General features: G+C 57.9%; 23 protein-coding genes, 6 tRNA genes and 1 pseudogene. 23 read left to right on the top strand and 7 right to left on the bottom strand.

Going from position 1 to position 23,994, the window contains the following annotated elements:
* Window positions 1-2 precede the first annotated feature (2 nt).
* From ACTQ1E_RS01125 to folB, 18 genes and pseudogenes are all read left to right on the top strand, one after another.
* Window positions 3-1,094, top strand: a complete 1,092-nt coding sequence (locus ACTQ1E_RS01125) for an ABC transporter ATP-binding protein (protein ID WP_154517437.1) — start codon at window positions 3-5, stop codon at window positions 1,092-1,094.
* Complete coding sequence (locus ACTQ1E_RS01120) at window positions 1,095-2,123, top strand: ABC transporter ATP-binding protein (protein ID WP_427795958.1); 1,029 nt, start codon at window positions 1,095-1,097, stop codon at window positions 2,121-2,123. It abuts the gene before it with no gap.
* A gap of 596 nt (window positions 2,124-2,719) precedes the next feature.
* A tRNA-Leu gene (locus ACTQ1E_RS01115) sits at window positions 2,720-2,809 on the top strand.
* 59 nt (window positions 2,810-2,868) lie between these two features.
* Window positions 2,869-5,214, top strand: coding sequence for a GAF domain-containing SpoIIE family protein phosphatase (locus tag ACTQ1E_RS01110; RefSeq protein WP_441564412.1), 2,346 nt, complete (start codon window positions 2,869-2,871; stop codon window positions 5,212-5,214).
* A gap of 81 nt (window positions 5,215-5,295) precedes the next feature.
* Entirely contained in the window at window positions 5,296-6,042 is a 747-nt protein-coding gene (locus ACTQ1E_RS01105) for an anti-sigma factor antagonist (RefSeq protein WP_154517428.1), read from the top strand.
* 105 nt (window positions 6,043-6,147) lie between these two features.
* Window positions 6,148-6,223, top strand: a tRNA-Gly gene (locus ACTQ1E_RS01100).
* Window positions 6,224-6,258: 35 nt separating this feature from the next.
* Window positions 6,259-6,332: transfer RNA gene (locus ACTQ1E_RS01095), tRNA-Cys, on the top strand.
* A gap of 42 nt (window positions 6,333-6,374) precedes the next feature.
* Window positions 6,375-6,450 (top strand) — tRNA-Gly (locus tag ACTQ1E_RS01090).
* A 154-nt stretch (window positions 6,451-6,604) separates the two neighbouring features.
* Window positions 6,605-7,204, top strand: a pseudogene (locus ACTQ1E_RS01085) (alpha-amylase family glycosyl hydrolase); the annotation flags it as partial.
* Window positions 7,205-7,236: 32 nt separating this feature from the next.
* The gene (locus tag ACTQ1E_RS01080) at window positions 7,237-7,503 is read left to right on the top strand and encodes a hypothetical protein (protein WP_427727887.1); all 267 of its coding nucleotides are present in this window, start codon (window positions 7,237-7,239) and stop codon (window positions 7,501-7,503) included.
* A gap of 33 nt (window positions 7,504-7,536) precedes the next feature.
* Window positions 7,537-7,612, top strand: a tRNA-Gly gene (locus ACTQ1E_RS01075).
* A 3-nt stretch (window positions 7,613-7,615) separates the two neighbouring features.
* Window positions 7,616-7,690 (top strand) — tRNA-Val (locus tag ACTQ1E_RS01070).
* A 204-nt stretch (window positions 7,691-7,894) separates the two neighbouring features.
* Window positions 7,895-8,089 carry a hypothetical protein gene (locus ACTQ1E_RS01065; protein WP_195838587.1) on the top strand — a complete coding sequence of 65 codons (195 nt, stop codon included), beginning with the start codon at window positions 7,895-7,897 and terminating at the stop codon, window positions 8,087-8,089.
* 562 nt (window positions 8,090-8,651) lie between these two features.
* Window positions 8,652-10,874 carry an anaerobic ribonucleoside-triphosphate reductase gene (gene nrdD / locus ACTQ1E_RS01060; protein WP_427718616.1) on the top strand — a complete coding sequence of 741 codons (2,223 nt, stop codon included), beginning with the start codon at window positions 8,652-8,654 and terminating at the stop codon, window positions 10,872-10,874.
* A gap of 426 nt (window positions 10,875-11,300) precedes the next feature.
* Window positions 11,301-11,882, top strand: a complete 582-nt coding sequence (gene nrdG, locus ACTQ1E_RS01055) for an anaerobic ribonucleoside-triphosphate reductase activating protein (protein ID WP_427727760.1) — start codon at window positions 11,301-11,303, stop codon at window positions 11,880-11,882.
* A gap of 67 nt (window positions 11,883-11,949) precedes the next feature.
* A complete protein-coding gene (gene folE / locus ACTQ1E_RS01050; RefSeq protein WP_441564411.1) occupies window positions 11,950-12,507 on the top strand; it encodes a GTP cyclohydrolase I FolE in 558 nt (185 codons plus the stop codon).
* Between the two features lie 2 nt (window positions 12,508-12,509).
* On the top strand, window positions 12,510-13,091 hold the full coding sequence (locus ACTQ1E_RS01045) for an HD domain-containing protein (protein ID WP_195838586.1): 582 nt from the start codon (window positions 12,510-12,512) through the stop codon (window positions 13,089-13,091).
* Between the two features lie 43 nt (window positions 13,092-13,134).
* Window positions 13,135-13,620 (top strand): dihydroneopterin aldolase, encoded by a 486-nt coding sequence (gene folB, locus ACTQ1E_RS01040; protein ID WP_022094401.1) that lies wholly within the window; start codon window positions 13,135-13,137, stop codon window positions 13,618-13,620.
* A 6-nt stretch (window positions 13,621-13,626) separates the two neighbouring features.
* On the opposite strand, the gene ACTQ1E_RS01035 is transcribed toward folB, so the two are convergent.
* Together ACTQ1E_RS01035 and ACTQ1E_RS01030 are read right to left on the bottom strand one after the other, a co-directional pair.
* Window positions 13,627-14,403 carry a M48 family metallopeptidase gene (locus tag ACTQ1E_RS01035; protein ID WP_441564410.1) on the bottom strand — a complete coding sequence of 259 codons (777 nt, stop codon included), beginning with the start codon at window positions 14,401-14,403 and terminating at the stop codon, window positions 13,627-13,629.
* Between the two features lie 74 nt (window positions 14,404-14,477).
* A complete protein-coding gene (locus ACTQ1E_RS01030; protein ID WP_441564409.1) occupies window positions 14,478-15,491 on the bottom strand; it encodes a dipeptidase in 1,014 nt (337 codons plus the stop codon).
* Window positions 15,492-15,611: 120 nt separating this feature from the next.
* On the opposite strand from ACTQ1E_RS01030, the gene ACTQ1E_RS01025 reads away from it, so the two are divergent.
* From ACTQ1E_RS01025 to ACTQ1E_RS01015, 3 genes are all read left to right on the top strand, one after another.
* Window positions 15,612-16,040, top strand: coding sequence for an FKBP-type peptidyl-prolyl cis-trans isomerase (locus tag ACTQ1E_RS01025; protein WP_055286916.1), 429 nt, complete (start codon window positions 15,612-15,614; stop codon window positions 16,038-16,040).
* Between the two features lie 3 nt (window positions 16,041-16,043).
* The gene (locus ACTQ1E_RS01020) at window positions 16,044-16,622 is read left to right on the top strand and encodes an urease accessory protein UreE (protein ID WP_441564408.1); all 579 of its coding nucleotides are present in this window, start codon (window positions 16,044-16,046) and stop codon (window positions 16,620-16,622) included.
* A gap of 83 nt (window positions 16,623-16,705) precedes the next feature.
* Entirely contained in the window at window positions 16,706-17,503 is a 798-nt protein-coding gene (locus ACTQ1E_RS01015) for an HAD-IIB family hydrolase (protein ID WP_427747975.1), read from the top strand.
* A 77-nt stretch (window positions 17,504-17,580) separates the two neighbouring features.
* On the opposite strand, the gene ACTQ1E_RS01010 is transcribed toward ACTQ1E_RS01015, so the two are convergent.
* From ACTQ1E_RS01010 to ACTQ1E_RS00990, 5 genes are all read right to left on the bottom strand, one after another.
* Complete coding sequence (locus ACTQ1E_RS01010) at window positions 17,581-17,961, bottom strand: Fur family transcriptional regulator (RefSeq protein WP_154517406.1); 381 nt, start codon at window positions 17,959-17,961, stop codon at window positions 17,581-17,583.
* Window positions 17,962-18,022: 61 nt separating this feature from the next.
* Window positions 18,023-18,433, bottom strand: coding sequence for an acylphosphatase (locus tag ACTQ1E_RS01005; protein ID WP_427795950.1), 411 nt, complete (start codon window positions 18,431-18,433; stop codon window positions 18,023-18,025).
* A gap of 2 nt (window positions 18,434-18,435) precedes the next feature.
* On the bottom strand, window positions 18,436-19,542 hold the full coding sequence (locus tag ACTQ1E_RS01000) for a Gfo/Idh/MocA family protein (RefSeq protein ID WP_154517400.1): 1,107 nt from the start codon (window positions 19,540-19,542) through the stop codon (window positions 18,436-18,438).
* A gap of 74 nt (window positions 19,543-19,616) precedes the next feature.
* Window positions 19,617-20,102, bottom strand: coding sequence for a ribonuclease HI (gene rnhA / locus ACTQ1E_RS00995; protein ID WP_427727777.1), 486 nt, complete (start codon window positions 20,100-20,102; stop codon window positions 19,617-19,619).
* Between the two features lie 141 nt (window positions 20,103-20,243).
* Window positions 20,244-21,191, bottom strand: coding sequence for a LysR family transcriptional regulator (locus ACTQ1E_RS00990; protein WP_427718589.1), 948 nt, complete (start codon window positions 21,189-21,191; stop codon window positions 20,244-20,246).
* 274 nt (window positions 21,192-21,465) lie between these two features.
* On the opposite strand from ACTQ1E_RS00990, the gene ACTQ1E_RS00985 reads away from it, so the two are divergent.
* Both ACTQ1E_RS00985 and ACTQ1E_RS00980 read left to right on the top strand, forming a co-directional pair.
* Window positions 21,466-22,776 carry an O-acetylhomoserine aminocarboxypropyltransferase/cysteine synthase family protein gene (locus tag ACTQ1E_RS00985; RefSeq protein ID WP_441564407.1) on the top strand — a complete coding sequence of 437 codons (1,311 nt, stop codon included), beginning with the start codon at window positions 21,466-21,468 and terminating at the stop codon, window positions 22,774-22,776.
* 312 nt (window positions 22,777-23,088) lie between these two features.
* Window positions 23,089-23,865: a hypothetical protein gene (locus ACTQ1E_RS00980; protein ID WP_441564406.1), complete on the top strand. Its 777-nt coding sequence runs from the start codon at window positions 23,089-23,091 to the stop codon at window positions 23,863-23,865.
* Window positions 23,866-23,994: the final 129 nt, after the last annotated feature.

The following is a 23,994-nucleotide window of genomic DNA, read 5'->3' as shown; positions in this document are numbered from 1 at the left end:
GGATGAAGAAGAACAAGAACTATGTGGACCTGAAGGACCAGCCGGTTCCCGAGGGCCAGCATCTGCTCGAGGTTGATGACCTTAAGATGTATTTCCACACCGAGGATGGCGTCGTTCGCGCTGTCGATGGTGTGTCCTACACGCTCGATCGTGGCGAGACCCTGGGTGTCGTCGGTGAGTCCGGCTCCGGTAAGTCCGTGACCGCCATGACCATCATGGGTCTTATCTCGATGCCTCCGGGAAAGATTGAGGGCGGTGACGTTCGCTATCGCGGTCGTTCTATCCTCGAGATGACCGAGGAAGAGATGCAGCACATTCGTGGCAACGATATCGCGATGATCTTCCAGGATCCTATGACTTCCTTGAACCCGGTCTATAAGATCGGCAAGCAGGTGGGTGAGGGCCTTCGTCTGCACCGTGGCTACTCCAAGCAGGAGGCGCTCAAGCGCGCCACCGAGCTTTTGGACCTCGTTGGCATTCCCGAGCCCGAGAAACGCGTCAATGAGTATCCGCACCAGTTTTCTGGTGGTATGCGTCAGCGCGTCATGATTGCCATGGCCCTTGCCTGCGATCCCGATATTCTGATTGCCGACGAGCCCACGACTGCCCTGGACGTTACCATTCAGGCTCAGATTATTGAGCTTATGCAGGAAATGCAGGAGAAGAACGGCAACGCCATCATCATGATTACCCATGACCTGGGTGTTGTCGCCGATATGGCCGACAAGATCATGGTTATGTACGCCGGCCGTCCCGTCGAGTTCGGTACTGCTGAGGAAATCTTCTACGAGAGCCGTCACCCCTATACCTGGGGCCTGATTCGCTCCATCCCGGAGCAGGCCATCGATGAGAAGAAGCCGCTTACGCCGATTCACGGCAACCCGCCTTCGCTCATGAACCTGCCCGAGGGTTGCGTGTTCTCGCCTCGTTGCCCCTATGCGACCGATAAGTGCCGCAAGCAGCGCCCCGAGCGTTTTGTCACCGAGTCCGGCCACTATTCTGCGTGCCATTATTCCGGTGACCCCGAGTTCCTCAAGAACGCCCCTGAGACGTCCCGCACGCGTAAGGATTCCAAGAAGGGAGGCGAGGCGTAAATGGCAGACAATAACGAGCGCACTCCGCTACTGAAGGTCGAGCACCTCTCTAAGGAGTTCTCCGCAGAGTCCGGCATGTTCGCCAAGCGTTTTTCCAAGCGCGTCGTCTCTGCTGTAAACGACATCTCTTTTGAGATTTATCCTGGTGAGACCTTTGGTCTGGTTGGTGAGTCTGGTTGCGGTAAGTCCACTACGGGTCGCACCATCATGCGCCTGACCAAGCCGACCGCCGGTAAGGTGTTCTTCCAGGGTAAAGATGTTGCCGAAATGAGCAAGCATGAGATCAAGGATATGCGTCGCGAGATGCAGTTTATCTTCCAGGACCCTTATGCCTCGCTGAATCCTCGCATGACCATCGGCGAGATCGTCTCCGAACCCATGACCATTCACGGCGTGGGAACCAAGGAGGAGCGCATTGAGCGCGTCCGCGAGCTTCTCGACGTTGTCGGACTGAACCCCGAGCACATCAACCGCTATCCTCATGAGTTCTCGGGTGGCCAGCGTCAGCGTGTCGGCATTGCCCGCGCCTTTGCACTGAAGCCCAAGCTGATTATCTGTGACGAGCCGGTATCCGCTCTGGATGTGTCCATTCAGGCCCAGGTTCTGAACCTGCTTAAGGAACTGCAGGACAAGTTTGGTACGGCGTATCTGTTTATCGCCCACGACCTGTCCGTCGTTCAGCACATCTCCGATCGCGTTGCCGTTATGTATCTGGGTAAGGTAGTCGAGGTTTCTGACTGGAAGACGCTCTATAGCGAGCCTCACCACCCGTATACGCAGTCGCTGCTGTCTGCCGTGCCGGTTCCCGATCCGGATATCCAAAAGTCTCGTAAGCGCATCATCCTTGCCGGCGATCCGCCGTCACCGCTGGATCCGCCGACTGGCTGCCGTTTCCACACGCGCTGCCCGATCGCGCAGGGCATCTGCTCCGAGAAGCTTCCCGAGTTTAGGGAAGTTGCTCCGGGCCACTGCTGCGCCTGCCACTTCGCCGAGCCGTTCCCGATTAAGGAATCGCATATCGACCTGTAGTCGGTTGTTTTCGTCCGGGCCCGTGCTGGACTTAGTTTTCAGAACGTCCTCGACCATGGAAACCCCCTTATCCTGCTCCTTCGGAGCTGCGGATAAGGGGGTTTCTTGGTCTGCGGAATGTTCTGAAAACTAAGTCCAGTACGGGCCCTGTGTTACCACTGCAGGGGGGGGCGATTCCTTGATCGCTCACTTAACCTAATAAGAAATTGAGCGAGGCCGGAGCTTTAGCTCCGGCCTCCTTATATAAGGGCTCGGCAAAGCCGAGCCACCAAATTTGCATCAGCCCCAGTATATGTTTGAGAATCGTACTTGGAGTATGTGGCTGTAGGGCCGGAATGGGGGCAACTTCCCAACGCATTCCGCAGGGGGCGGTACATTTTGTAGCGCGAAGCGCGAATCAAAATGTACCGCATGCCCGAGGACGCGTTGGGAAGTTGCCCCCATTCCGGCCCGGACATATAGATCTACCTGCGCATTTTCAAATTCGTAAACTTTTTTGAAAAAAGTGCTTGCACAGTTCTCGAATCATAGGTTATTATCTTCCTCGTTGAAAGCGCGGGTCCAACAAAACGAACTGCGAATCAACAATATAGCATGTCGGAGTGGCGGAATTGGCAGACGCGCTAGCTTGAGGTGCTAGTGACCGCTTTTTGGTCATGCGGGTTCAAGTCCCGCCTCCGACACCATCGCATTTGAGAAGCCTCTTCGGAGGCTTTTTTGTTACCGATAGACGGTGAGGTTCACGATGGAAACGCTTGAGCGCAATGAGTGGGTTGACGTTGCCCAATTGGTCGATATTACGAGCGATGCTGTCATTATCTGCGAGCTCGACGGAACCATTTTGCATGTAAACAATCGCTTGCTCGACTTGATCTGCGAGGAACGTTCCGATGTGATCAACGGGGACGTTAAAGATCTCTTGTACTCGTCAGCATTTGAACGCGCGACAGAACATCGTCTTCCTTTTGAGACCAATGGTACCGAGAGCGAGTTGATGCTTAAGCTAAGTGACGGCTCCTTTATTCCCGTCCTAGTTTGTGCCGGCTCGGTTACGCCGCCTCGTATCTTTGGCCGCCGTGCGCCGCGTGTTCTCGTGGCGCTCCATAGTATCGAAGAGCAGTATTCGCATGACCGTCAGCTCAAGCGTGCGCTTTCGGAGCTCAGAGTGGCGAATAAGCGCCTCTCGGGCACGTTGTCGGTCATTATGAGCACGGTGGGCTCCGATGAGCTGCCTAGTTTGTTGGATACCGTTTTGAACCAGCTTGTAGGAACCCTCGATGCCTCGGGTGCTGCCATCTATTTTTCTGAGAGCGGCGGTTTTAAGCTTCGCGGTGTTTCCAAGGAGTTGTATGACAGCTACCTGCCCGAGTTTATGCCGTATGGTGCAGGTATCCCGACGTATGTGCTCCGTGAGGCTCGTGCCTGCCGCCTGTCGATTCAGCAGGACCTCGAGGGCGATAGGGTTGCCTCGGGTATGTTTATGGACCTGGACAATCGTTCTAAGCACCTGCTACGCGTGCAAGATATGCCTCCATACCGCAGCGAGATATGTCTTCCCGTGTTTTATGGCACTCAGGTGCTCGGTGTGTTGGAGGTCGGTTGGAAACGTCCGCAGGCGCCGCTTGCCTATGATGTCAACGTGCTCGAGGTCATTTGCGATTACCTCTCCATCCAACTAGTCGGCATGGCATCGAGTCTACGTTCACGTCGCACGGCAGAGCTTGGCCGTTCTCTCAACGTGCTGCGCGATGAGTTGTTTGCCTATCTCGATGATCCTATTGCCGCCTCGCGTGCGGTGTCGACCGAAATCTGCGCTGTGCTCAGTTGCCATTTCTGCCCCGTGGAGTATGATGCGGGCCTCGGAACCTATGTCATCGATTTTGAAGGCGGCAGTCGTGTGGCATTGCCGGGCGATCCGGAGTCACTCTTCTTTTCTGTCACGACGCCGGCGGCGCGCCTGGGGGCAATTTCCGATGGATTTGAGACATCGGTGCTGGGTGGGACGAGCGCCGACGACCTCAAGCACGTGCGCCTTACGCGCGTGGACGAATCCACGACTATGGGCGCATGGTTGAGAGCCCACGGCCTGCCGTGTCAGGGACTTTATGTCGACTCCGGTATCGAGGCGGGGCGCTGCCACTCGGAGGCGGATGGTACGCGAAGCAACGATGCAATCGTGCCCGCTGATATCGCCAAGGGACCGACGAGGCGCGTTTTGCTGCTCCGTGATGGCAGCCAGGAGCCAATCGACGACCTTGAATACGACTACATGGTGCATTTGGCACACGACTTTGAGCTGATCTATGAGGGCGAGTCTCAAAAGCGTGAAGAGCGTCATATCGCTCAGACGCTTCAGATTGGCATGAGAAATTCGCTCAGCGACGTTCCGGGCATCGCAACCGATTCGGTATACCTGTCGGCAACGAATTCGGCGTTGGTCGGTGGTGACTTCTATACGCTTATCCGTCTTCCCGACGATTGCGCCGTTATGATATTGGGCGATGTCTCCGGCAAAGGAATTGAGGCGGCGTCGATGTCGGCGCTCGTCAAGACGGCGTTGACGGCTTATGCCTGGGAGGGTGCGGGACCCGCTCGCATGGCCCGCTCGCTCAATAGCATGCTCATGGGCTTTTCGAGGGTCGAGACGTTTGTGACGGCGTTTATCGCCAAGATTGATCTTAAAGCGGGCCGCGCTACCTATTGCTCTGCGGGACATCCTCCCACTATGGTCATTAGGCCGTCGTCGACGCCGCATGGCGGAGGAGAGACCTGCGGGGGAGAAGTGGAGCTCCTTGGGTGCCAATCGGGCGTGATCGGTGCCTTTGAGAGCATGGTGTACGAGACGGGCGTGTTTACGTTCGATCCTGGTGACATGCTGTTTATGTATACCGACGGAACGATCGAAGCACGCGACCGCTCGGGTGCTTTCTTTGGCGAGCAACGCCTGCGCGACCTTCTACTCTCTGTTTCGGGTGAGGGCGTATCGGGCATCTGCGGTAAGGTCTTGGGCGAGCTTGACCGCTTTACCGACTCGGCGCTGGACGATGACATTGCATTGGTGTCCCTTGAGTTTTTACGGGGTCGATCGTAGGTCGCGACGTTGGGCATACAGAATCCTAACGGTTGCAGAAAAGTGTGCATCGAGCGAGCTCTTTTGGGGAACCATGGTCGCATGAATGAGTGGAATGACATAGCGGTTTTGACGCCACCGGGCGATATCGATATCGCCTCGGTGCCCGAGCTGCGCCGACGGTTGGATAATTTAATCGACCGGGGGGTGCGCCGTGTTGTCATCAATTGCCAGACCGTGGCTTTTATCGACTCGACGGGTTTGGCGTTTTTGCTTACGCGTGCCAGAGAGCTTATGAGACGAGAAGGGCTGCTTTCGCTTGTTAACGCCTCCGATGAGGTCGTTCGCTTTTTGGAGATTGCCCGACTTGTCGACATCCTTCATGTTGCGGGTCCGGTGCGGGAGTCGATTCCCGCCATTCCGGTGGGGGAGTTGCCGCGATGGAGCAAGAGCGTCAAGGTGCAGCGAGGCATCGAGAATCTCCCGTATTATCGGCACCGTGTGGCCGAGCTTCTCGAATCACTTCCCCTGAGGCGTGATGAGCGCTATGACGTCGCATTAGCGTTGGGGGAGGCATTGGGTAACGCATATGACCATGCGGGCGGTGTTGGCTGCATCCTGACGATTCAGGCCTATGGGGACCGTGTTGTGCTTGAGGTGCTTGATCGAGGCGCTGGCTATTCTATCGATGGGGCGAGCGAACCGATGGCATCCGAGGAACGCGGACGCGGTATCAAGCTTATGCGCATGCTCGTCGATAATGTGGAGGTTGCCCGTCGCACGGATGGTGCCGGCACACGCGTTCGGATGGTGAAGCTGTTTAGTTCGGCATTGGAATCGTGCGCTTAGCGCCTTGAATCGACATGATTTCCCTGCGTGAACTTGCTTTGGGCAACTTTTTTGAAAAAAGTACTTGCGTCTTTTGGATAACTCGCGTAAATTAATAACCCGCAAGCGGACATGGCTCAGTTGGTAGAGCACAACCTTGCCAAGGTTGGGGTCGCGGGTTCGAGCCCCGTTGTCCGCTCCATTGCATTTCCGGACCGTTCTTAACGGTCCTTTTTCGGCGAAGTGGCCAAGTGGTAAGGCAGAGGCCTGCAAAGCCTTTACCCCCGGTTCGAATCCGGGCTTCGCCTCCAGGCAACATCCGGGCGCTCCGGCGCCCGTTTTGTTTTACATATGCGGACATGGCTCAGTTGGTAGAGCACAACCTTGCCAAGGTTGGGGTCGCGGGTTCGAGCCCCGTTGTCCGCTCCAAGTACAACAGCCCGACTACCACGGTAGCCGGGCTTTTTCGTACCCATTGCAGAGGCCCGAACCCGAGAGGGAGCGAGCGTCTTGGGGCGTGGCCGTGGCGTTGTTTGCCGCGAATAACAGCTTTGGGCGTATCATCGTGGGTATTACCCAGCAGATGGACTATCTTGAGCGGCTGGGCATCGAGGCCATCTGGCTGAGCCCGTTTTACCCATCGCCTCTTGTCGATGGTGGCTATGATGTGGCGGACTACTGCGATGTCGACCCACGTCTCGGCTCGCTTGACGACTGCGATGACATGGTCGCTGCGGCTCACGCGCGCGGCATCAAGGTCATCGTCGACATCGTGCCCAATCATTCATCCAACCAGCACCCCTGGTTCAAAGCCGCTCTTGCCGCCGGCCCTGGATCGCCCGAGCGCGCCCGTTATATATTCCGCGATGGTCGCGGCGAACATGGCGAGCTGCCTCCCACCAATTGGAATGCCAACTTTGGCGGCCCCGCCTGGACGCGTGTTGCGGACGGTCAGTGGTAGCTGCATATGTTTACGCCCGAGCGGCCGGACTTTGTCTGGTCATGCCCCGAGGTTCATGCGTTCTTTTGCGACGTCCTGACGTTTTGGAGCGATCGAGGCGTTGATGGCTTTCGCATTGATGTGGCGCACGGTCTCGCCAAGGACCTCGACCGCGATGACCTCGACCGGTGGCATCTCGCCGAGGGCGATGACATGGTTGACGACGGCACCCATCCGCTGTGGGACCGCAACGAGGTCCACGAGATCTATCGCGCGTGGCGACGCGCTATGCCCTGCCGCAAATCAAGGCGACGCGCTACCACCAGATTGCGCTCGACTGGCTCTTACGCGACGGGTCGTCTTATGACGAGGACCGTGAACTCGGCGAGCGCCGCGCGCGGGCGGCCCTTTTGCTTGAGCTGGCGCTTCCGGGTTCGGCATACGTGTATCAGGGTGAGGAGCTCGGCCTTTTTGAGGTGGCTGATGTCTTCGTGAGGTTCGCGAGGGCGTCGCAAAACTTTTCAAAAAAAGTTCTTGCATAGGATGCAGGCATCACGTAAGATTATTCCCCGTAAGCGGACATGGCTCAGTTGGTAGAGCACAACCTTGCCAAGGTTGGGGTCGCGGGTTCGAGCCCCGTTGTCCGCTCCATTTGGGCGTTTAGCTCAGGGGGAGAGCGCTTCCCTGACACGGAAGAGGTCACAAGTTCAAATCTTGTAACGCCCACCAAATGTTCGCAGTCCAGAGGCTTTGCTTCTGGACTGTTTTGTTATAAACACACATAATATGCCGTCAAATTATCGACCTCGGTCGCTTTTTCACGTTGCATTTGCTGCCCAGCATAATTTGTCGTTATTGGCCTCTTGGTCTCGTGGGAGATGATTATTTTGATCATAACCGTGCACGTCGCCCGCGTTTCCATGGTTGACCCCCGTGCAATCTTTTATGGTGATCGGTTTTGGCGAGATTGCCTTCCAGGGAGGATTCGGAACGATTGAAGGCCGTACGTTCTTCGCGCGCTGGGCGGGCCTTGTCACAAAGGGGTGGGCTTTTGTGGTTATCGCCGGCGTGCTGCTCGATCCCTTTACAGCGGCTCTCGGCCGCATGATAGCTCGCGAAGAGAACTAATAGCGCCTATCGAATGCCGGCGGACGGGGTGCCGGGGCTGTAGTCTTCCGAGCGTTTGCAGTCCTGTCGCTCCGTCCGCCGGCATTCGACCGCAACATGTTGGTCAAGCATAATCTTTTGGATTCTTTTCGCGTGAGCGGCTTGGTTTTGGTAGGATTTGTCGGCGGCTTGACGAGGGGGTTTTATAACTGCCTTGCAGGTAGCCGCGTTGGTAACGTTTTACCGACTTGCCAAGAAACCCTCATAATTAATGTGTCTGTAAAATGACCAATTGCTTTGACCTGCTGAAACACTATATGTTGTGTTTGACATAAAAAAAGAATACAGGATATAGAGGCGTCTTTGTCGTATGATAGATGGCGGACAGAGAACGAAGACCTTGTTCGTCCCATTTGGACACGCCTTTGAGCCGCTTGATCGGCCGCGAGGATTGTCCGCATGAGGACCTATGGTTTATCGAGAACACAGATTGCGCGACGGCGCCGCAAGACAGGGACAAGCCCTGCCAGGCATCGTTTGGCTCTGAAGCGCAATGGGATTACGACGCGAAAGAGGCAAGAGGATGAAGATCATCAAGCGCAGCGGCACCGAGGTTGCCTTTGACATCGATAAGATCGTCAATGCGATTCGCGCCGCCAACTTGGAGGTCGAGGAGGGCTCTCGTCTTACCGACCGCCAGGTGATCTACGCGGCGCAAAACGTCGCCGAGGCATGTGAGAAGGCCGGCCATACCGTATCGGTCGAGGAGATCCAGGATCTGGTCGAGGACGAGATCATGCGTCTCGATTGCTATGAGGTCGCTCGCCGCTACATCATCTATCGTTATGTTCAGAGCCTGAAGCGCCAAAAGAACACGACCGACGACAAGATCCTGTCGCTGATCGAGTGCAATAACGAAGAAGTTAAGCAGGAGAACTCCAATAAGAATCCGACCGTCAATTCCGTTCAGCGCGACTATATGGCCGGCGAGATTTCCAAGGACCTGACCCAACGCGTGCTGCTGCCCCAGGAGATCGTGGATGCCCATAATGAGGGCCTGATCCATTTCCACGATTCGGATTACTTTGCCCAGCACATGCACAACTGCGATTTGGTGAACCTGGAGGACATGCTCCAGAACGGCACCGTTATCTCGGGCACGCTGATCGAGAAGCCGCACAGCTTCTCGACCGCCTGCAACATCGCGACGCAGATTATCGCCCAGGTTGCTTCCTCCCAGTACGGCGGTCAGTCTATTTCGCTGACCCATCTCGCCCCGTTCGTTGAGGTGAGCCGTCAAAAGATTCGCGGCGAGGTCGCTCGCGAGCTTGAGGAGCTCGGTGTTTCGGCATCTGCCGAGAAGGTTCGCGAGGTCGTTGAGGAACGCCTGCGCGATGAGATTCGTCGCGGCGTCCAGACGATTCAGTATCAGGTCGTGACCCTTATGACCACGAATGGCCAGGCGCCGTTCGTGACGGTCTTTATGTATCTCAATGAGGCCCGTACGCCCCAGGAGAAGCACGACCTTGCCATGATTGTGGAGGAGACGCTTCGTCAACGCTATGAGGGCGTTAAGAACGAAGCCGGCGTGTGGATCACCCCGGCGTTTCCCAAGCTCATCTACGTGCTCGAGGACGATAACATCCGCGAGGATTCGCCGTACTTCTATCTGACCAAGCTCGCCGCCAAGTGCACCGCCAAGCGCATGGTGCCCGACTACATCTCCGAGAAGAAGATGCGCGAGCTCAAGCTGTCTAAGGGCGAGACCGCCGGCAACGGCGATTGCTATACCTGCATGGGTTGCCGCAGTTTCCTGACGCCCGACCGTTCGGGCAACGGCTTTAACAATGTCGCCAACGCTCTGAACTATGACCCGACCAAGCCTAAGTACTATGGTCGCTTTAACCAGGGTGTTGTGACCATCAACCTGCCCGATGTCGCGCTGAGCTCGCATCAGGACATGGACAAGTTCTGGAAGATCTTCGATGAGCGCCTTGAGCTGTGCCACCGCGCCCTGCTGTGCCGTCATGAGCGCCTGATGGGCACGCTTTCGGATGCTGCGCCGATTCTTTGGCAGTACGGTGCCTTGGCGCGCCTTAAGAAGGGCGAGACGATCGACAAGCTGCTCGTGGGCGGCTATTCCACCATTAGCCTGGGTTACGCCGGTCTGTATGAGTGCGTCAAGTACATGACGGGCCACAGCCACACCGAGAAGGAGGGCACGCCGTTTGCCATGGCCGTCATGCAGCACATGAACGACAAGTGCGCCGAGTGGAAGGCCGAAAGCGATATCGACTTCTCGCTGTACGGCACCCCGCTTGAGTCGACGACCTACAAGTTCGCCAAGTGCCTGCAGCGCCGTTTCGGCATTATCCCGGGCGTGACGGACAAGGGCTACATTACTAACAGCTATCACGTCCACGTGTCCGAGGAGATCGATGCCTTCGACAAGCTTAAGTTTGAGGGCATGTTCCAGCAGCTTTCGCCGGGCGGTGCTATCTCCTACGTTGAGGTTCCCAACATGCAGGACAACCTCAAGGCGGTCATTCGCGTAATGCAGTACATCTACGACAACATCATGTACGCCGAGCTCAACACCAAGAGCGATTACTGCCAGGTGTGCGGCTATGACGGCGAGATTCGCATTGTCGAGGACGATGGCAAACTGGTGTGGGAGTGCCCCAATTGCGGCAATCGTGACCAGGAGAAGATGAATGTCGCCCGTCGCACGTGCGGCTACATCGGTACCCAGTTCTGGAACCAGGGTCGAACCGAGGAGATTCGCGACCGCGTGCTGCATCTCTAATAACCATCCCAGGCTGCCCCGTAGCGAGGCCCCGGACCTTTACTCGCTATTTCGGACAGTCCTGGCTCACGACGGAGGCGCCACTGGCGCCTCCTGTTCGTGCGGAACTCATATCGAGCAAAGGTCCGGGGCCTCGCTACGGGGCAGCCAAGTTGATGTAGCTGAGATGCAGTATGCGGCCTGCTCACTCCTCGAAGTTCTTGGCAGTAATAATTCGAGCTGCAGCTGCGATTTACTTGCGATGGCGGTTGGGCCGCAACCCAGTTTTTATTGGGCCTCGAACCCCATACTCGATGTTCGCTTCGTTCACCGAGTGTCGCTCGCGAGGGATCTGGAGCATATCGTCCCGCCCGCAGTTTCGCAGGCCGAAGGCCGAGAATGTTTGAGGACGGGATGATATGCTCCAGACCCCCAGGAAGGTTACCTATGAACTACGCGAACATTAAGTATTTCGACATTGCTGATGGAGAAGGCGTTCGTACTTCTCTGTTTGTGAGTGGGTGCCGTCGTGGGTGCAAGAATTGTTTTAACTCCGTCGCGTGGGACTTTGCCGCGGGTGAACCGTTCGATCGTGCTGTCGAGGACAAAATCATCGAGAGTCTTGATCATCCCTTTATTGATGGCCTGACGATTCTGGGCGGGGAGCCTATGGAACCCGAGAACCAGGCGGGGCTCGTTGATTTTATCGAACGCGTGCGTGCGACCTACCCTGTGGAGTCTGGGAAGACCATTTGGTGCTTTACCGGTGACGTGCTCGAGGAACTAATGCCGGGTGGCCGTCACCATACCGACGTGACGGACCGTATCCTTGCTTGTCTCGACATGCTGGTAGACGGTCCGTTCGTTCAAGATCTGTACGATATCTCGTTGCGCTTTAGGGGCTCGAGCAATCAGCGCGTGATCGACATGAACGCCACGCGCGCTCGTGCTGCGCGCGAGGGCGTTGCGCTTTGCGACGCTGTGGAGCTTTGGCGGGACGATCCGGTCTATTCGACCCATACTATGTAGCTGGAAGAGGTTGCGTGCCAGCGTGGTACCATAGCGCGAACGCGAAATCGAAAAAAGTGAGGCCCAGATGGTCGATCAGGAAAAAGTCGAGACTGCTATTAAGCTGCTGCTTGAAGGTATAGGCGAGGACCCAACTCGTGAGGGCCTACTGGAGACCCCGGCACGCGTCGCCCGTATGTATGGCGAGATTGCCGGCGGTATGGGCCGGAGTGCCGAGGAGCACCTGTCCAAAACCTTTGCCGTCGCTTCGAACGATTTGGTTATCGAGCGTGACATTACGTTTTACTCGCTGTGCGAGCACCATCTGCTGCCGTTTTATGGCAAGGCTGCGATCGGCTATATCCCTAACGGTCGCGTGGCGGGTCTGTCTAAGCTTGCTCGCGCGGTTGAGGTCTATGCCCGTCGTCTGCAGCTGCAGGAGCAGCTGTGCGCGCAGGTTGCCGATGCCCTCATGGAGTATCTTGCTCCCCAAGGGGCGATCGTGCTGATGGAAGCCGAGCATATGTGCATGACCATGCGCGGCGTGCAAAAGCCCGGTACCAAGACCGTAACGCTTGCTCGTCGCGGTGTCTTTGAGACCGATCCCGCGCTCGAGGAGCGATTCTTTAGGATGCTGGGCCGCTAACCATGAGAGTCGTCAACGACTTTACATCGAAGACCGATGAGGGGACGCCGCGTCGCGGCTTTATGGCTTCGGGCCTGACTCCCTTTGGCGCCATGCCTCGCATTGATTACATTTGTGCCAACGGGCTGTTCCGGCGGCACCTGGGCAACATTGCACAGTTGGAATCGGGGCGTATCTTCTGCCGCCACGGTATTGACCATCTGCTGGATGTCGCGCGCATTATGTGGATTAAGAATCTTGAGGAACAGCTCGAATTTGATCGCGAGGTCATATACGCCACGGCACTTCTTCACGATATCGGCAAAGATGAACAGTATGAATCGGGTATATCCCATGATGTTGCAAGCGAGCGCGTCGCTGATGCGATTCTTGGCGGCATGCCCGATGACGTGGCATTTGATCCGGCCGATGCTGCGGCCATTAAGACGGCCATTTTAGGCCATAGAAAGCTGCGCGTGAACAGCCAACCGCTTGAGCGTCTGCTCTATGCAGCCGACAAAGCGTCGCGCGCCTGCTTTGCATGCCCCGCGCGCAATGCCTGCAACTGGAGCGATGATAAAAAGAACCTGTCGATTCGCGTGTAGTTGGTTTGCGCGGTCGGGGTTCTAAACGAAGGAGACGATCGCGATGAGTAACAAGAAACTGCCCGAGAATGCAACCAAGACTGAAGGCGCCGAGCTCGCCCGCCGTGGAAGGGGCGAAATATCCACCGCAACGGCGGTGCCCCACGTGAGCTATGACGATCTGCGCCATGCCGATCGCATCACCGTTGAAGGTCTTGAGGTCTTTGCCAACCACGGCGTGTATCCCGAGGAGAACGCCCTGGGCCAGAAGTTCATCGTGTCCTTGGTGCTCTATGCCGACCTGCGTGCAGCAGGGGAGCACGATAACCTGGATGCCTCGATTGACTACGGCTCGGTGTGCCACGATGTCGATGGCTATCTGCGCGAGCATACGTTTAAGCTCATCGAGGCCGCAGCCGAGGGCGTGGCCCAGATGCTGCTACGTCGTTACCCTCTGCTGCTCGGCGTGCGTGTTAAGCTCGATAAGCCTTGGGCGCCCGTCGGTCTTCCCCTGGCAAGCTGCGGTGTCGAGATCGAGCGCGTGCGCTAACCGGTTCTAATACGTCTCTATGGGTGGCTGCTTGAGCCGCTGCGACAGAGCTCTATTGTTGGGGCAGTACGTGTCGAGCAGGGCGTGAAACCGCTGATTGTGGCTTGGCTCGAGCAAGTGGACGAGCTCGTGGGCGACAACCATGTCAAGGCACTCGACGGGGTAGGCGGCAAGCTCGCGTGCGATGCGAATGGCACCGGTTTTGGGCGTACACGAGCCCCAGCGCGTTTTCATGCTGCGCACGGAAGCGCGGGAAGCGACGACACCCATTGCGATTTCGTATGTGCGCACCATATCGCGCAGCGCCGTGGTGACCTCGGATGTATAGAGCTGGTCGATGCGGGCTTGGAGCTCATCGGGCGTTAGGCCGTCGAGGGCCGTGCGCTGCTTTGCCTGCGCGCGCCCACTTGGCTCGTCGGTACCCATAAAACTTGCGAAGGTGGCCTGTTCGGGTCGCGGTGCGGGTGATGCAAAGTTGTGATCGAGCGCATCTTGTACCGTGATGGGCTTGCCCCAAAGCGCAATGATGGACGAGGGGCTGAGCGGCTCTCGCTCCGTCGCCTGACGTTGCTCGCGCTGGGCAAGTCGGCTGATAATCCAGGCGCTGTTGCGCTTCACAAATGCTTCGATACGCTCGCGGGTGGCACCGAGCGGCGCACTGGCGTGGACCTCACCGCTCGATGTGACGCGTAGGTTGAAGTTCTTGACACGCTTTTTGGTAACGACGACGGGGATGGGCATCCCATCCGGTCGGGATACGGAAATCGTAAACTGCTGCGTCAAAAGCGGTCCTTCAGATTGGGGACGGGCCGGCATGTCGACCGTTCGGCATGCCGGCCCGCTCAAGGGATGTGAAATTAATAACGCTCAAAGAAGGCAAGCGCGTTGTCGCTGCAGAGCTTTTGCATCACGGTCTTGCCAAAATGCTTGGAGAGCATGTTCTGGAACTCGGGCATCTTGCTGGCATCGGAGAGGAAAGCGGGCACCGTGGCGCCGTCCCAGTCGCCGCCGAGCGCGATGGCGTCCTCGCCGCCCAGGTCGAGCCAATGCTCGATATGTGCCGCCAGCTGATCGAAGGTGACGTCTGCGGCGGTCTTGTCGGTTGCGTCGTTGGAAAGGAACTCGCTGCAGTAGTTGAGGCCGACGATGCCACCCATGTCGCGAATGGTGCGGAACTGGTCGTCGGTAAGATTGCGTTTGGCGCCGCAAACCGCACGGGAGTTGGAGTGGCTGGCGACGAAGGGACGCGTGGCGCGGACGGCGACCTCGTCAAAGCACTCATCGTTGAGATGGGAGACGTCAAGCACCATGCCGGCGTGCTCCATCTGCGTAAGTGCCTCGATGCCGGCGGCGGTGAGGCCGGCGTGGGTATCGTGTCCGCTCGCGAGCGGCCCCTGCGCGTTCCAGCTGAGTGACGACATGAGTACGCCCAAGCTCTTGAGCACCTCGATCAGTGCGGGGTCCTCGGCAAAGAACGTGGCGTTTTCGATGGTGTGGATGCAGGCGACCTTGCCGTCCTTGAGCGCAGGGCGAATGTCAGCGGCGCTGCGCACGTTGACCATGCGATCGTGGTTGAGCATGGCCTGGCCGCTCATATGCGCCATGATCTGCGCCTGGAAGCGCGCGGCGTGGGCGGTGGGAATCTCGTCGGGGATAAACGTGGCGAAGCACTGTGCCCACGGCGTGTTGCCGATCTTTGCGAGCGAGATGGCGCAGGCATTGCCCTCGATGAGGTCGAAATCTTGCGGATGCGTCTCGTCGCCGGGGAAATAACCGTCGGTGCCGGCGGTAAAGCGCAGGTCGAGATCGAGTGTGGCCCAGCCGATGCGGTCGGCGGTGTCGCAGTGTAGGTCAAATACGGGATATGCCATGGTTCCTCCGGTTGCAGCGTTTCTTTGCAAACTGTCTTCGAATTGTATGACTAGGGTATAGTTAGCGCCATACGTTCATGGCGGCCCGCGTTGTGTGCCGCCCTTATCACGGAGGTTTCCATGTCCAACCAGGGCAAGAAGGTCAAGACTCATTATCGCGGCACGCTCGACGACGGCACGCAGTTCGATAGCTCCTACGATCGCGGCGAGCCGCTGGAGTTCACCTGCGGTGCCGGTCAGATGATCAAGGGCTTCGATGCCGCCGTTGTCGACATGCAGGTGGGCGAGAAGAAGACCGTGCACATTCCTGCTGCCGATGCCTACGGCGAGCACAATCCCGAGATGGTTATCACCTTCCCGGCCGAGCAGGTTCCCAACATCGAGCAGATCGAGAAGGGCATGAAGCTCTTCCTGTCCACGCCGAGCGGCATGCCTGTCCCTGCCGTTGTCATCGATGTGACGCCCGAGGCCGTGACGCTCGATGCTAACCACGAGCTGGCCGGCAAGGATCTCAACTTTGATATCGAGCTCGTCGAGGTCGAGGGTTAGAGTATGCCTGAACGCTTGGTTTCGACGACATGCTTGGGAAATCTCAACGATCCGTCCTATGAACTCCTGCTTCGTCGGGAGCTGGGTGGCATCTTTGAAGTTGACGAGCTGCTGCTCGATTGGGACCAGGCTGATGTATGCGCGTTTGCGGGCGTGACGGAGCTGGGGCGCACGGTCGATGTTCGGCTGGATACTGCCGACGGCAGTCGTCTTGCCGACGGCGACGTGCTTGCCATCGACCGTTCGGGCATGGTGCCCGTGGCGGTTGTCGTGCGCCTGCGCAGCGCCGAGGTCTATTTGGTCGAAGTCGACCGCATGGATCCGATTGCGCTCGCGCATGCGTGCTGGGAGATCGGCAATATGCACGCGCCGCTTTTCCGAGGCGATTCGGACGAGCATACCGTACGCATGTATACGCCGGTACAGCCTGTTTTGGGCCGCATGCTCCGGGGTGTCGAGGGCGTTATGCTCTCGGTGGTTAGCCGTGAACTCGATACGGACCGGCGCTTTGCGTCGAGTGCGGCGGAGGTCGTCGTGAGCATGGCTCCCGACTTTACGATCGTAAAAAAGGCGCGTGTTTAACGTGCGTATGAGTAAGACGGACTTTGAGAGGCAGCTATTCAAAGTCCGTCTTGCTGTTGATGAGGTGCTGTGGGGGAAAGCATATGGGTCTTGAGGGAATCAAGCTGATTGCATGCGATTTGGACGGCACGTTGCTGCATCCGGGGGAGTGCGAGCCGCGTTCCGAGGCCTTTGAGCTCATCGATGAGCTGCATCGTCGTGGCATCGTGTTTATGCCGGCGAGCGGCCGTCAATATGCGAGCTTGCGCTATCTGTTTGCCCCGGTGGCCGATGAGCTTGCCTATGTATGCGAAAACGGAGCCCTCGTGATGAGCGAGGGGCGTGCCGTTGTCAAGCGTTCCATGGAGCGTAACCTTGCTATGGATATCGCGAATGCCGTGGTTGCGTATCCCCATGCCGACGTGACCCTTTCCTGCGAGGGGCACCTCTACACCATGAGCGGCAACGATGCATTCGTCGACCATTTGCGCTACGAGGTCCATTGCGATGTGGCGGTGGTCGACCGTCCCGAGGACATCGACGAGGACGTCATTAAGATCGCGTTTCAAACGCCCGAGACAGAGCAGCCGGCGGCGCTGGAGTATTTCGTCCGTCGCTTTGGCGACCGGGTCGATGTGATGACGTCGGGAACCGAATGGACCGACTTTATCGGCTTTGATTCAGGCAAGGGGTCCGCGCTTGCCGATTATGGTCGTGCGCTGGGGATCTCACCTAACGAAATGATGGCGTTTGGCGATAATGAAAACGACCGCGACATGCTCAACGTGGTGGGCCATCCCTATCTGATGGAGAGCTGCAATCCCAGTATGCGCGGTATCAACGACCGCGTCCGTTACGTGCGCACGGTCGAAGAAGAGCTGCGTCGCCTACTTGCTGAGTAGACATTTTGGACATGCCTGGAAATCTTTCTTTTGCCGCAATCGGTGAAAAAGTTGTTTTTAAGGCATGTCCCAAAAATCTACCTACAGTTGGGGCAGAGGCCCTCGAAGATGGTGTAGTGCGAGCTGACGCTCCATCCGATTTGTTCGGATGCCCTGGCGTCGAGCTGGGTATTGAAGGGGAGCGGCACATCGATGACGCGGCCACACGAGGTGCAGATGATATGCGCATGCGGCTCGATGGCACGATCGAAGCGGCTGCCGCCCGGCGTTTTAATCGAGAGAATCTCCCCGGCATCGGCCAAGAGATTGAGGTTGCGGTAGACCGTACCGCGGCTGATTTTGTCATCCTGCGCGCGCACAGCGTTGTAGATCTCTTCGGCGGTGGGATGGTTGTAGCTTTGGCGCACGGCATCAAGAACTAGCTTTCGCTGCCTGGTATTCCTTCTTTGCACCGCCATGCGCCTCGCCTCTTTTCTATTAACGGTCGTAGGTAAATGATACCGTATTTAGCACACAATACTAATAATGAGGAGTGAAACCGTCTTCATTGGCAAGTGGGGCTCGGACCTGGGCGTCTACGAGGCGAAAACGCGTTCCCATGCGCTCGTAGGAGGCATGAAGCGCCTCGAGATGAGATAGGATGTTTGCCGGAGCTCCCTGTATCTCCATCTCGACTGAGCCGTCTTCCATGTTACGCACCCAGCCGGTGAGTGCGCGTGCCTGCGCGAGGTTGGTGTTGGTAAAGCGAAAACCAACGCCTTGGACCTGTCCCTCCCAGCGCAGGAAATAGCGCAGGGGAGTGTCTTGAGTGGCCTCGTCGCTTGCGAGCACAGTAAGCCTGCGGCGCAGCTCGAGCTCGACGCCAGAGGGCTTTTGGGGCTCGCGGCTGCCGCCGGCGACGCCCGAGAAAAGCTTGTCGAAAATACCCATCGCTAGGCCTGCTTGACAGAATCGGCGGGGAAGGTAATGCCGGTCTGTTGGCGCACGGCATCCATGATGCGCAGCGAGACAAGCGTGACATCGCGATAGTGGCCAAGCTCGTGACGTCCCGCCGGGGTCTCCCAAATCTCTTCCTTGACGTTATCGATGCCGCCGATGGCGGTGATAAAGTCTGCGAGTTCGTATTCCATGGTGTTGCTCGATTTGGGCAGGTCGAGCACGCGGCCGTTGTCGCTCTGTTCGCGCGGCGCCTCGGTCGCCGAGCCGCGTACGACATCGCCGCGATAGTCGATGCGGACGTTGCGGGGCGTGGACAGATGGTCAATCTGGATAGTGCCACGCTCGCCTTCGATCTGCGAGGGCAGTAGGTCATTCGTAATTTTGGAGTGCGCGAGCTCGACGGAGATACGGCCACCGCCGTAGCTGGCGAGGATGGAACCGCAGCCATCGATGGGGCCATGGGTGAGCTCTTGCGTGGTGGGGTCGAGCAGAGTAGCCATGCTCGTAAGGCCGGAGGGCATGCCGAAGATCTCGACCATGGGCTCGACGGTGTAGACGCCAATATCCATGAGGGAACCCGATGCCATATTGCAGTCGAAGATATTGGTGGCGCGTCCCGCGAGAACCTCGTTGTAGCGCGAAGAATACTTGCCAAAGCGCAGTGAGGCGCGACGAATGGGCGCAATCTCGCCCAGGGCGTCCTCGATGGCGTGGAAAGCGGGGTCATGGAGCGGGCGCATGGCCTCGAGGGCTACGACGCCCGCCGCCTCGGCGGCGCGGAAGACTTCCAGTGCCTGTGCTTCGGTGGCGCAGAAGGGCTTCTCGACGATGACGTGCTTGCCGCTGGCGATGCAGGCAAGGGCCTGCTCGTAGTGAAGTGCGTTTGGGCTGCCGATATAGACGGCGTCGACGTCGGCGGCTGCTGCAAGCTCATCAAGTGAAGTAAAGTTTCGTTCGCCGCCGTGCTCGGCAGTAAAGGCGGCGCCGCGCTCGGCGTTGCGCGAGAGCGTGCCTACGAATACAGCCTGGTCGTTGGCATTGACGACCTGGATAAAGTCGTCGGTGATCATGGATGTGCCGATGGTCGCGATGCGCAGCATACGTCCCCCTTGCGTTGTTTTGGTCTACAGGATGAGTGTAGCGCGTGGGGATATAAAGCTGCGCGAAAACGCTATTACAGGTCGCTCTCGTTAAAGCCGGTGTCGATATCGAGGTTGACTCCATCGGCCGCGGTGGTGGCGAGCTCGTCGCAGCGCTCGTTGAGCTCGTGGCCGGCATGCCCCTTAACCCAGATGAACTCCACCTTATGCTTGCTCTTTGCGGCAAGCAGGCGCTCCCACAGGTCGCGGTTCTTAACGGGCTGCTTGTTGGCAGTTTTCCACCCGCGCTTTTTCCAACCGTCGATCCAGTGCTTGTTAAAGGCGTTGACGACGTACTGCGAGTCGGAGTGGACCTCGACCTCGCAGGGACGGTTGAGTGCCTCGAGCGCCACGATGACCGCCATGAGCTCCATGCGGTTGTTGGTGGTCTTGGCGTAGCCACGCGAAAGCTCGGAGGTGAAGGTCTTGCCGGCGGGGTTGGTGTATTTGAGCACGGCGCCGTAGCCACCGCGTCCCGGATTGGATCGAGCCGAGCCGTCGGTATAGATGATGACCTTCACAGACTTCCTTTCGTCGAGTTCCTCTCTTGCGGCTGTCTATTGTAGCGCCCGGTCCATCCTGTTTTATGCGAGGCGCGCCGCTCCACAAGGATGGTGGAGACGTTGTCGCCAAGAAAGATGGGCGACCTGAATTGTCAAGAGCTAGAGGGCTTTTAAATCTGCCATTTCTATCCCGTCCCCAAATGGTTGGTTTTCGTGGATGATGCGTTCGAGTTCGTCGAGGTATTGCCGCAGCAGGGGAGAGGGCTTGCGCTCATCGTGCATGATGTAGCCCACGCGCATCGTTGGGGCGTCTGCCAACGGGATCGATGCCATGCCCCATTGCATTTCATTGGAGAGGACACCGGTCGACAAAGTGTAACCGTTCGACGTGATGAGCAGATTGGTGAGCGTGCCACGGTCGGAAACGCGGATGTTGCGGTCGCAGGGGATATAGCTAAACGGCTCCTCGGCGTAATAGAAGGAGTTCGAGGTCCCCTGCTCAAAGCTGTAGCGCGTATAGGGCGTAAGGTCGGCAAGCGATAGCTGGGGGCGGCGTGCGAGCGGATGGCGCTCGCTAACGAAGACGTGGACCGTTGCATCGAAGAGGGGATGGAAGCTTGCGCGGGCGTCGGCGAAGGCCTTCTGCAGGACGCGGGCGTTAAAGTCATCCAGATACAGAATGCCGATATCGCTGCGAAATGCGCGGACGTCGTCGATGATCTGTGACGTGGTGGTCTCGCGCATGATGAACTCAAACTTACTGTCGCGGCAGCGCTCGACGACGTTGACAAAGGCCTCGACCGAAAAAGCGTAGTGCTGGGCCGAGACGGCAAGGCGTGCCTGGGGTGTGCCGCCGTCCTCGTAGCGGGCCTCGAGCATATCGGCCTGCTCTACGACCTGGCGCGCATAGCCTAAAAGCTCGGTGCCGTCGTTGGTGAGTGTGACGCCGCGGCTGGAGCGCGTAAAGATTTCCAGACGGAGCTCCTGCTCTAGGCTTTTGACGGCGTTGGAGATATTGGATTGCGCGGTATAGAGGCGCTGAGCTGCGGCGTTAATTGAGCCGGATTCTGCCACGGCGATAAGAAAACGAAGCTGCTGGAGGGTCATCGGCACCCGTCCTTTCGATAGCTATCTAAAAAACCGATAACAGGTTAGCGCTTTTAAGTGATTGACCGCGTGAAACAATGCTCGTACTATTCAAAACACACAAAGGCGGTAGGTAATTAAGCCGACCACGAGAACGGGATGTCAAAAGGAGGACCGCATATGAACTGCTTACTAAGACGAATGCCGGGCTCCTGCTTGCGCCCGTCGGCGTGATCAGGAGACGGCGACTTACTTCTCTTACTCTTATTACTTTTGTTCGATCAAGGAGATCATCATGACCCAGTTTATCAACAACCCCGAGCACACCTTTGGTTTCGACACCCTGCAGCTGCACGTTGGCCAGGAGAGCGCCGACCCCGCATCCGATTCCCGCGCCGTGCCTATCTACCAGACCACGAGCTATGTGTTCCGCAACTCCCAGCACGCCGCTGACCGCTTTGGCCTTGCCGACGCCGGTAATATCTACGGTCGTCTGACCAACTCCACCCAGGGCGTCTTTGAGGACCGCATTGCCGCGCTCGAGGGCGGCGTTGCAGGTCTTGCCGTCGCCTCTGGCGCCGCCGCCATCACCTATACCCTGCAGGCCCTCGCTCAGGCCGGCGACCATGTGGTGGCCCAAAAGACCATCTACGGTGGTTCCTACAACCTGCTGGAGCACACGCTCTCCCAGTTTGGTGTCGAGACCACCTTCGTCGATGCCCACAACCTGGACGAGGTCGAGGGCGCCATCAGGGACAACACCACGGTCATTTACCTCGAGACGCTCGGTAACCCCAACTCCGATATCCCCAACATCGACGCTATCTCCGAGGTCGCTAAGAAGCATGGTCTTCCGGTTGTTGTCGATAACACCTTCGGCACCCCGTATCTGTTCCGTCCGCTGGAGCACGGCGCCAACATCGTCGTTCACTCTGCAACTAAGTTTATTGGCGGCCACGGCACCTCGTTGGGCGGCGTGATTATCGATGGCGGCAACTTTGACTGGAAGGCGAGCGGCAAGTATGCGCAGATCGCCGAGCCCAATCCCTCCTACCATGGCGTCTCGTTTGCCGAGGCCGCCGGCCCCGCTGCCTTCGCGACCTATGTCCGTGCTATCTTGCTGCGTGACGAGGGCGCCTGCATTAGCCCGTTTAACGCCTGGGTCCTGCTCCAGGGCACCGAGACCCTGTCGCTGCGCGTTGACCGCCATGTCGAGAACACCAAGAAGGTCGTTGAGTTCCTGATCGGTGACGGCCATGTTGCCAAGGTGAACCACCCGAGCCTGCCCGAGCACCCCGACCATGAGCTGTACCAGAAGTATTTCCCCCGTGGCGGCGCCTCGATCTTCACCTTCGAGATCAAGGGCGGCCAGGAGGCTGCTTGGAAGTTCATCGACCACCTGCAGGTGTTCTCGCTGCTCGCCAACGTAGCCGACGTCAAGTCGCTCGTCGTGCACCCGGCTACCACCACGCACTCCCAGCTCTCTGCCGAGGAGCTTGCCGAGCAGAACATTACGCCCTCTACAATCCGTCTTTCCATTGGTACCGAGAACGCCGAGGACATCATTTGGGATCTGAAGCAGGCCTTTGCTGCGCTGGACGAGTAAGGCGACTTGTGCAAGGGCCCCTTGCGACTCGATAGGTATAACTGCATAAAATGCCTGCTCAAGGCGCCTGCGCGAACAATGGTTGCGCAGGCGCCTTTTTTGCATAGGAAGGGCGCTATTACAGGGTTTTTGGCATGCTTTATGCATGCGAGTTGTGGAAAACTCCTGTTGAGAGGATGTGAGTTTTACGCAAATGACGTGCACCTTTTGAGAAAAACCGCAGGTCGCGATTTACTCGGGGTACTATGCAGCGCGATCGAATCACACGCAGCTTAAACGCAGCAAAAACTCACTACGGAGGTTTCCAGCTACATGAGGATCGATTCACGAAAACCGAAGGCCGCCGCCCTTTCTGCCACGCTTGCCGTGGCGCTTTTAGTGGGTGCCGGCGTAACCGATGCCCACGCGGCAACACTGCCCGACGCGGTCGGATCCACGCCGTCCGAGGCGACCCTGATGCAGCCCGTCGACTATCGTGGCGACGGCTTTGGCTCCATGCAGGAGTGGAACGCCTCGATGGGGGCCAAGCGCGATTCCCTAGAGGTCCGCGCGCAGATCATCATGAACATGTACGGTGACTATGCCACCGATGACGAGCGCGCTGTACTGCAGGGTTGTATCGACGGTGCGGGCAGTCTTTTGACGATGGAGGAGGTCGACGCGAAGTCGGCCGAGCTCGACGAGCTTCGCTCCACGCTCGAGGATGCTAAGCGCGAGGCGCTCGAGGCTGCGGCCGCCGAGGCAGAAGCTGCCGAGGCCGTTCAGGCTTCGTATTACAACGCCGGCTCCGGCTCGTCTTACGCGTCTGCTGCGTATTACGCGAACGGCTCGGGCCTGACGCGCTCGAGCGGTGTCAATAACTACAACGGTCGTCGCGAGACCTATTACAGCAGCAACGTGCTGTATCACCACCGCACGGGTGAGTGGACGCTGGATTCCGAGGGCTTTTGGCGTGATTCCGACGGCTACTACGTGGTGGCTGCGAGCGATAAGTCCCAGGGCTCGACCTTTACGGGCTCTAAGGGCGAGTGCAAGGTCTACGATTCGGGTTGCGCAGCCGGAACTACCGATTACTACACCGGTTGGTAATCTGTCGGCATCGATTGCACATGATGGACGGGCGTCTTTACTGAGCTTTCGGGCAATGTAAAGTCGCCCGTTTTTATATGCATTTGGGTTAACAGAGCCCTTACCGTGGCACTACGTTGGGCATATGGG

Source organism: Collinsella sp. LCP21S3_C7 (genome assembly GCF_052118485.1).
Lineage (GTDB): Bacteria > Actinomycetota > Coriobacteriia > Coriobacteriales > Coriobacteriaceae > Collinsella.
Note: the sequence above shows the minus strand (reverse complement) of the source record. Positions and strands in the feature narration are given on the sequence as shown.

Coding starts and splice junctions, on each gene's coding strand:
- ACTQ1E_RS01125 (WP_154517437.1), top strand. CDS start 3: ATGAAGAAGAACAAGAACTATGTGGACCTGAAGGACCAGCCGGTTCCC.
- ACTQ1E_RS01120 (WP_427795958.1), top strand. CDS start 1,095: ATGGCAGACAATAACGAGCGCACTCCGCTACTGAAGGTCGAGCACCTC.
- ACTQ1E_RS01110 (WP_441564412.1), top strand. CDS start 2,869: ATGGAAACGCTTGAGCGCAATGAGTGGGTTGACGTTGCCCAATTGGTC.
- ACTQ1E_RS01105 (WP_154517428.1), top strand. CDS start 5,296: ATGAATGAGTGGAATGACATAGCGGTTTTGACGCCACCGGGCGATATC.
- nrdD (WP_427718616.1), top strand. CDS start 8,652: ATGAAGATCATCAAGCGCAGCGGCACCGAGGTTGCCTTTGACATCGAT.
- nrdG (WP_427727760.1), top strand. CDS start 11,301: ATGAACTACGCGAACATTAAGTATTTCGACATTGCTGATGGAGAAGGC.
- folE (WP_441564411.1), top strand. CDS start 11,950: ATGGTCGATCAGGAAAAAGTCGAGACTGCTATTAAGCTGCTGCTTGAA.
- ACTQ1E_RS01045 (WP_195838586.1), top strand. CDS start 12,510: ATGAGAGTCGTCAACGACTTTACATCGAAGACCGATGAGGGGACGCCG.
- folB (WP_022094401.1), top strand. CDS start 13,135: ATGAGTAACAAGAAACTGCCCGAGAATGCAACCAAGACTGAAGGCGCC.
- ACTQ1E_RS01030 (WP_441564409.1), bottom strand. CDS start 15,491: ATGGCATATCCCGTATTTGACCTACACTGCGACACCGCCGACCGCATC.
- ACTQ1E_RS01025 (WP_055286916.1), top strand. CDS start 15,612: ATGTCCAACCAGGGCAAGAAGGTCAAGACTCATTATCGCGGCACGCTC.
- ACTQ1E_RS01020 (WP_441564408.1), top strand. CDS start 16,044: ATGCCTGAACGCTTGGTTTCGACGACATGCTTGGGAAATCTCAACGAT.
- ACTQ1E_RS01015 (WP_427747975.1), top strand. CDS start 16,706: ATGGGTCTTGAGGGAATCAAGCTGATTGCATGCGATTTGGACGGCACG.
- ACTQ1E_RS01010 (WP_154517406.1), bottom strand. CDS start 17,961: ATGGCGGTGCAAAGAAGGAATACCAGGCAGCGAAAGCTAGTTCTTGAT.
- ACTQ1E_RS01005 (WP_427795950.1), bottom strand. CDS start 18,433: ATGGGTATTTTCGACAAGCTTTTCTCGGGCGTCGCCGGCGGCAGCCGC.
- ACTQ1E_RS01000 (WP_154517400.1), bottom strand. CDS start 19,542: ATGCTGCGCATCGCGACCATCGGCACATCCATGATCACCGACGACTTT.
- ACTQ1E_RS00990 (WP_427718589.1), bottom strand. CDS start 21,191: ATGACCCTCCAGCAGCTTCGTTTTCTTATCGCCGTGGCAGAATCCGGC.
- ACTQ1E_RS00985 (WP_441564407.1), top strand. CDS start 21,466: ATGACCCAGTTTATCAACAACCCCGAGCACACCTTTGGTTTCGACACC.
- ACTQ1E_RS00980 (WP_441564406.1), top strand. CDS start 23,089: ATGAGGATCGATTCACGAAAACCGAAGGCCGCCGCCCTTTCTGCCACG.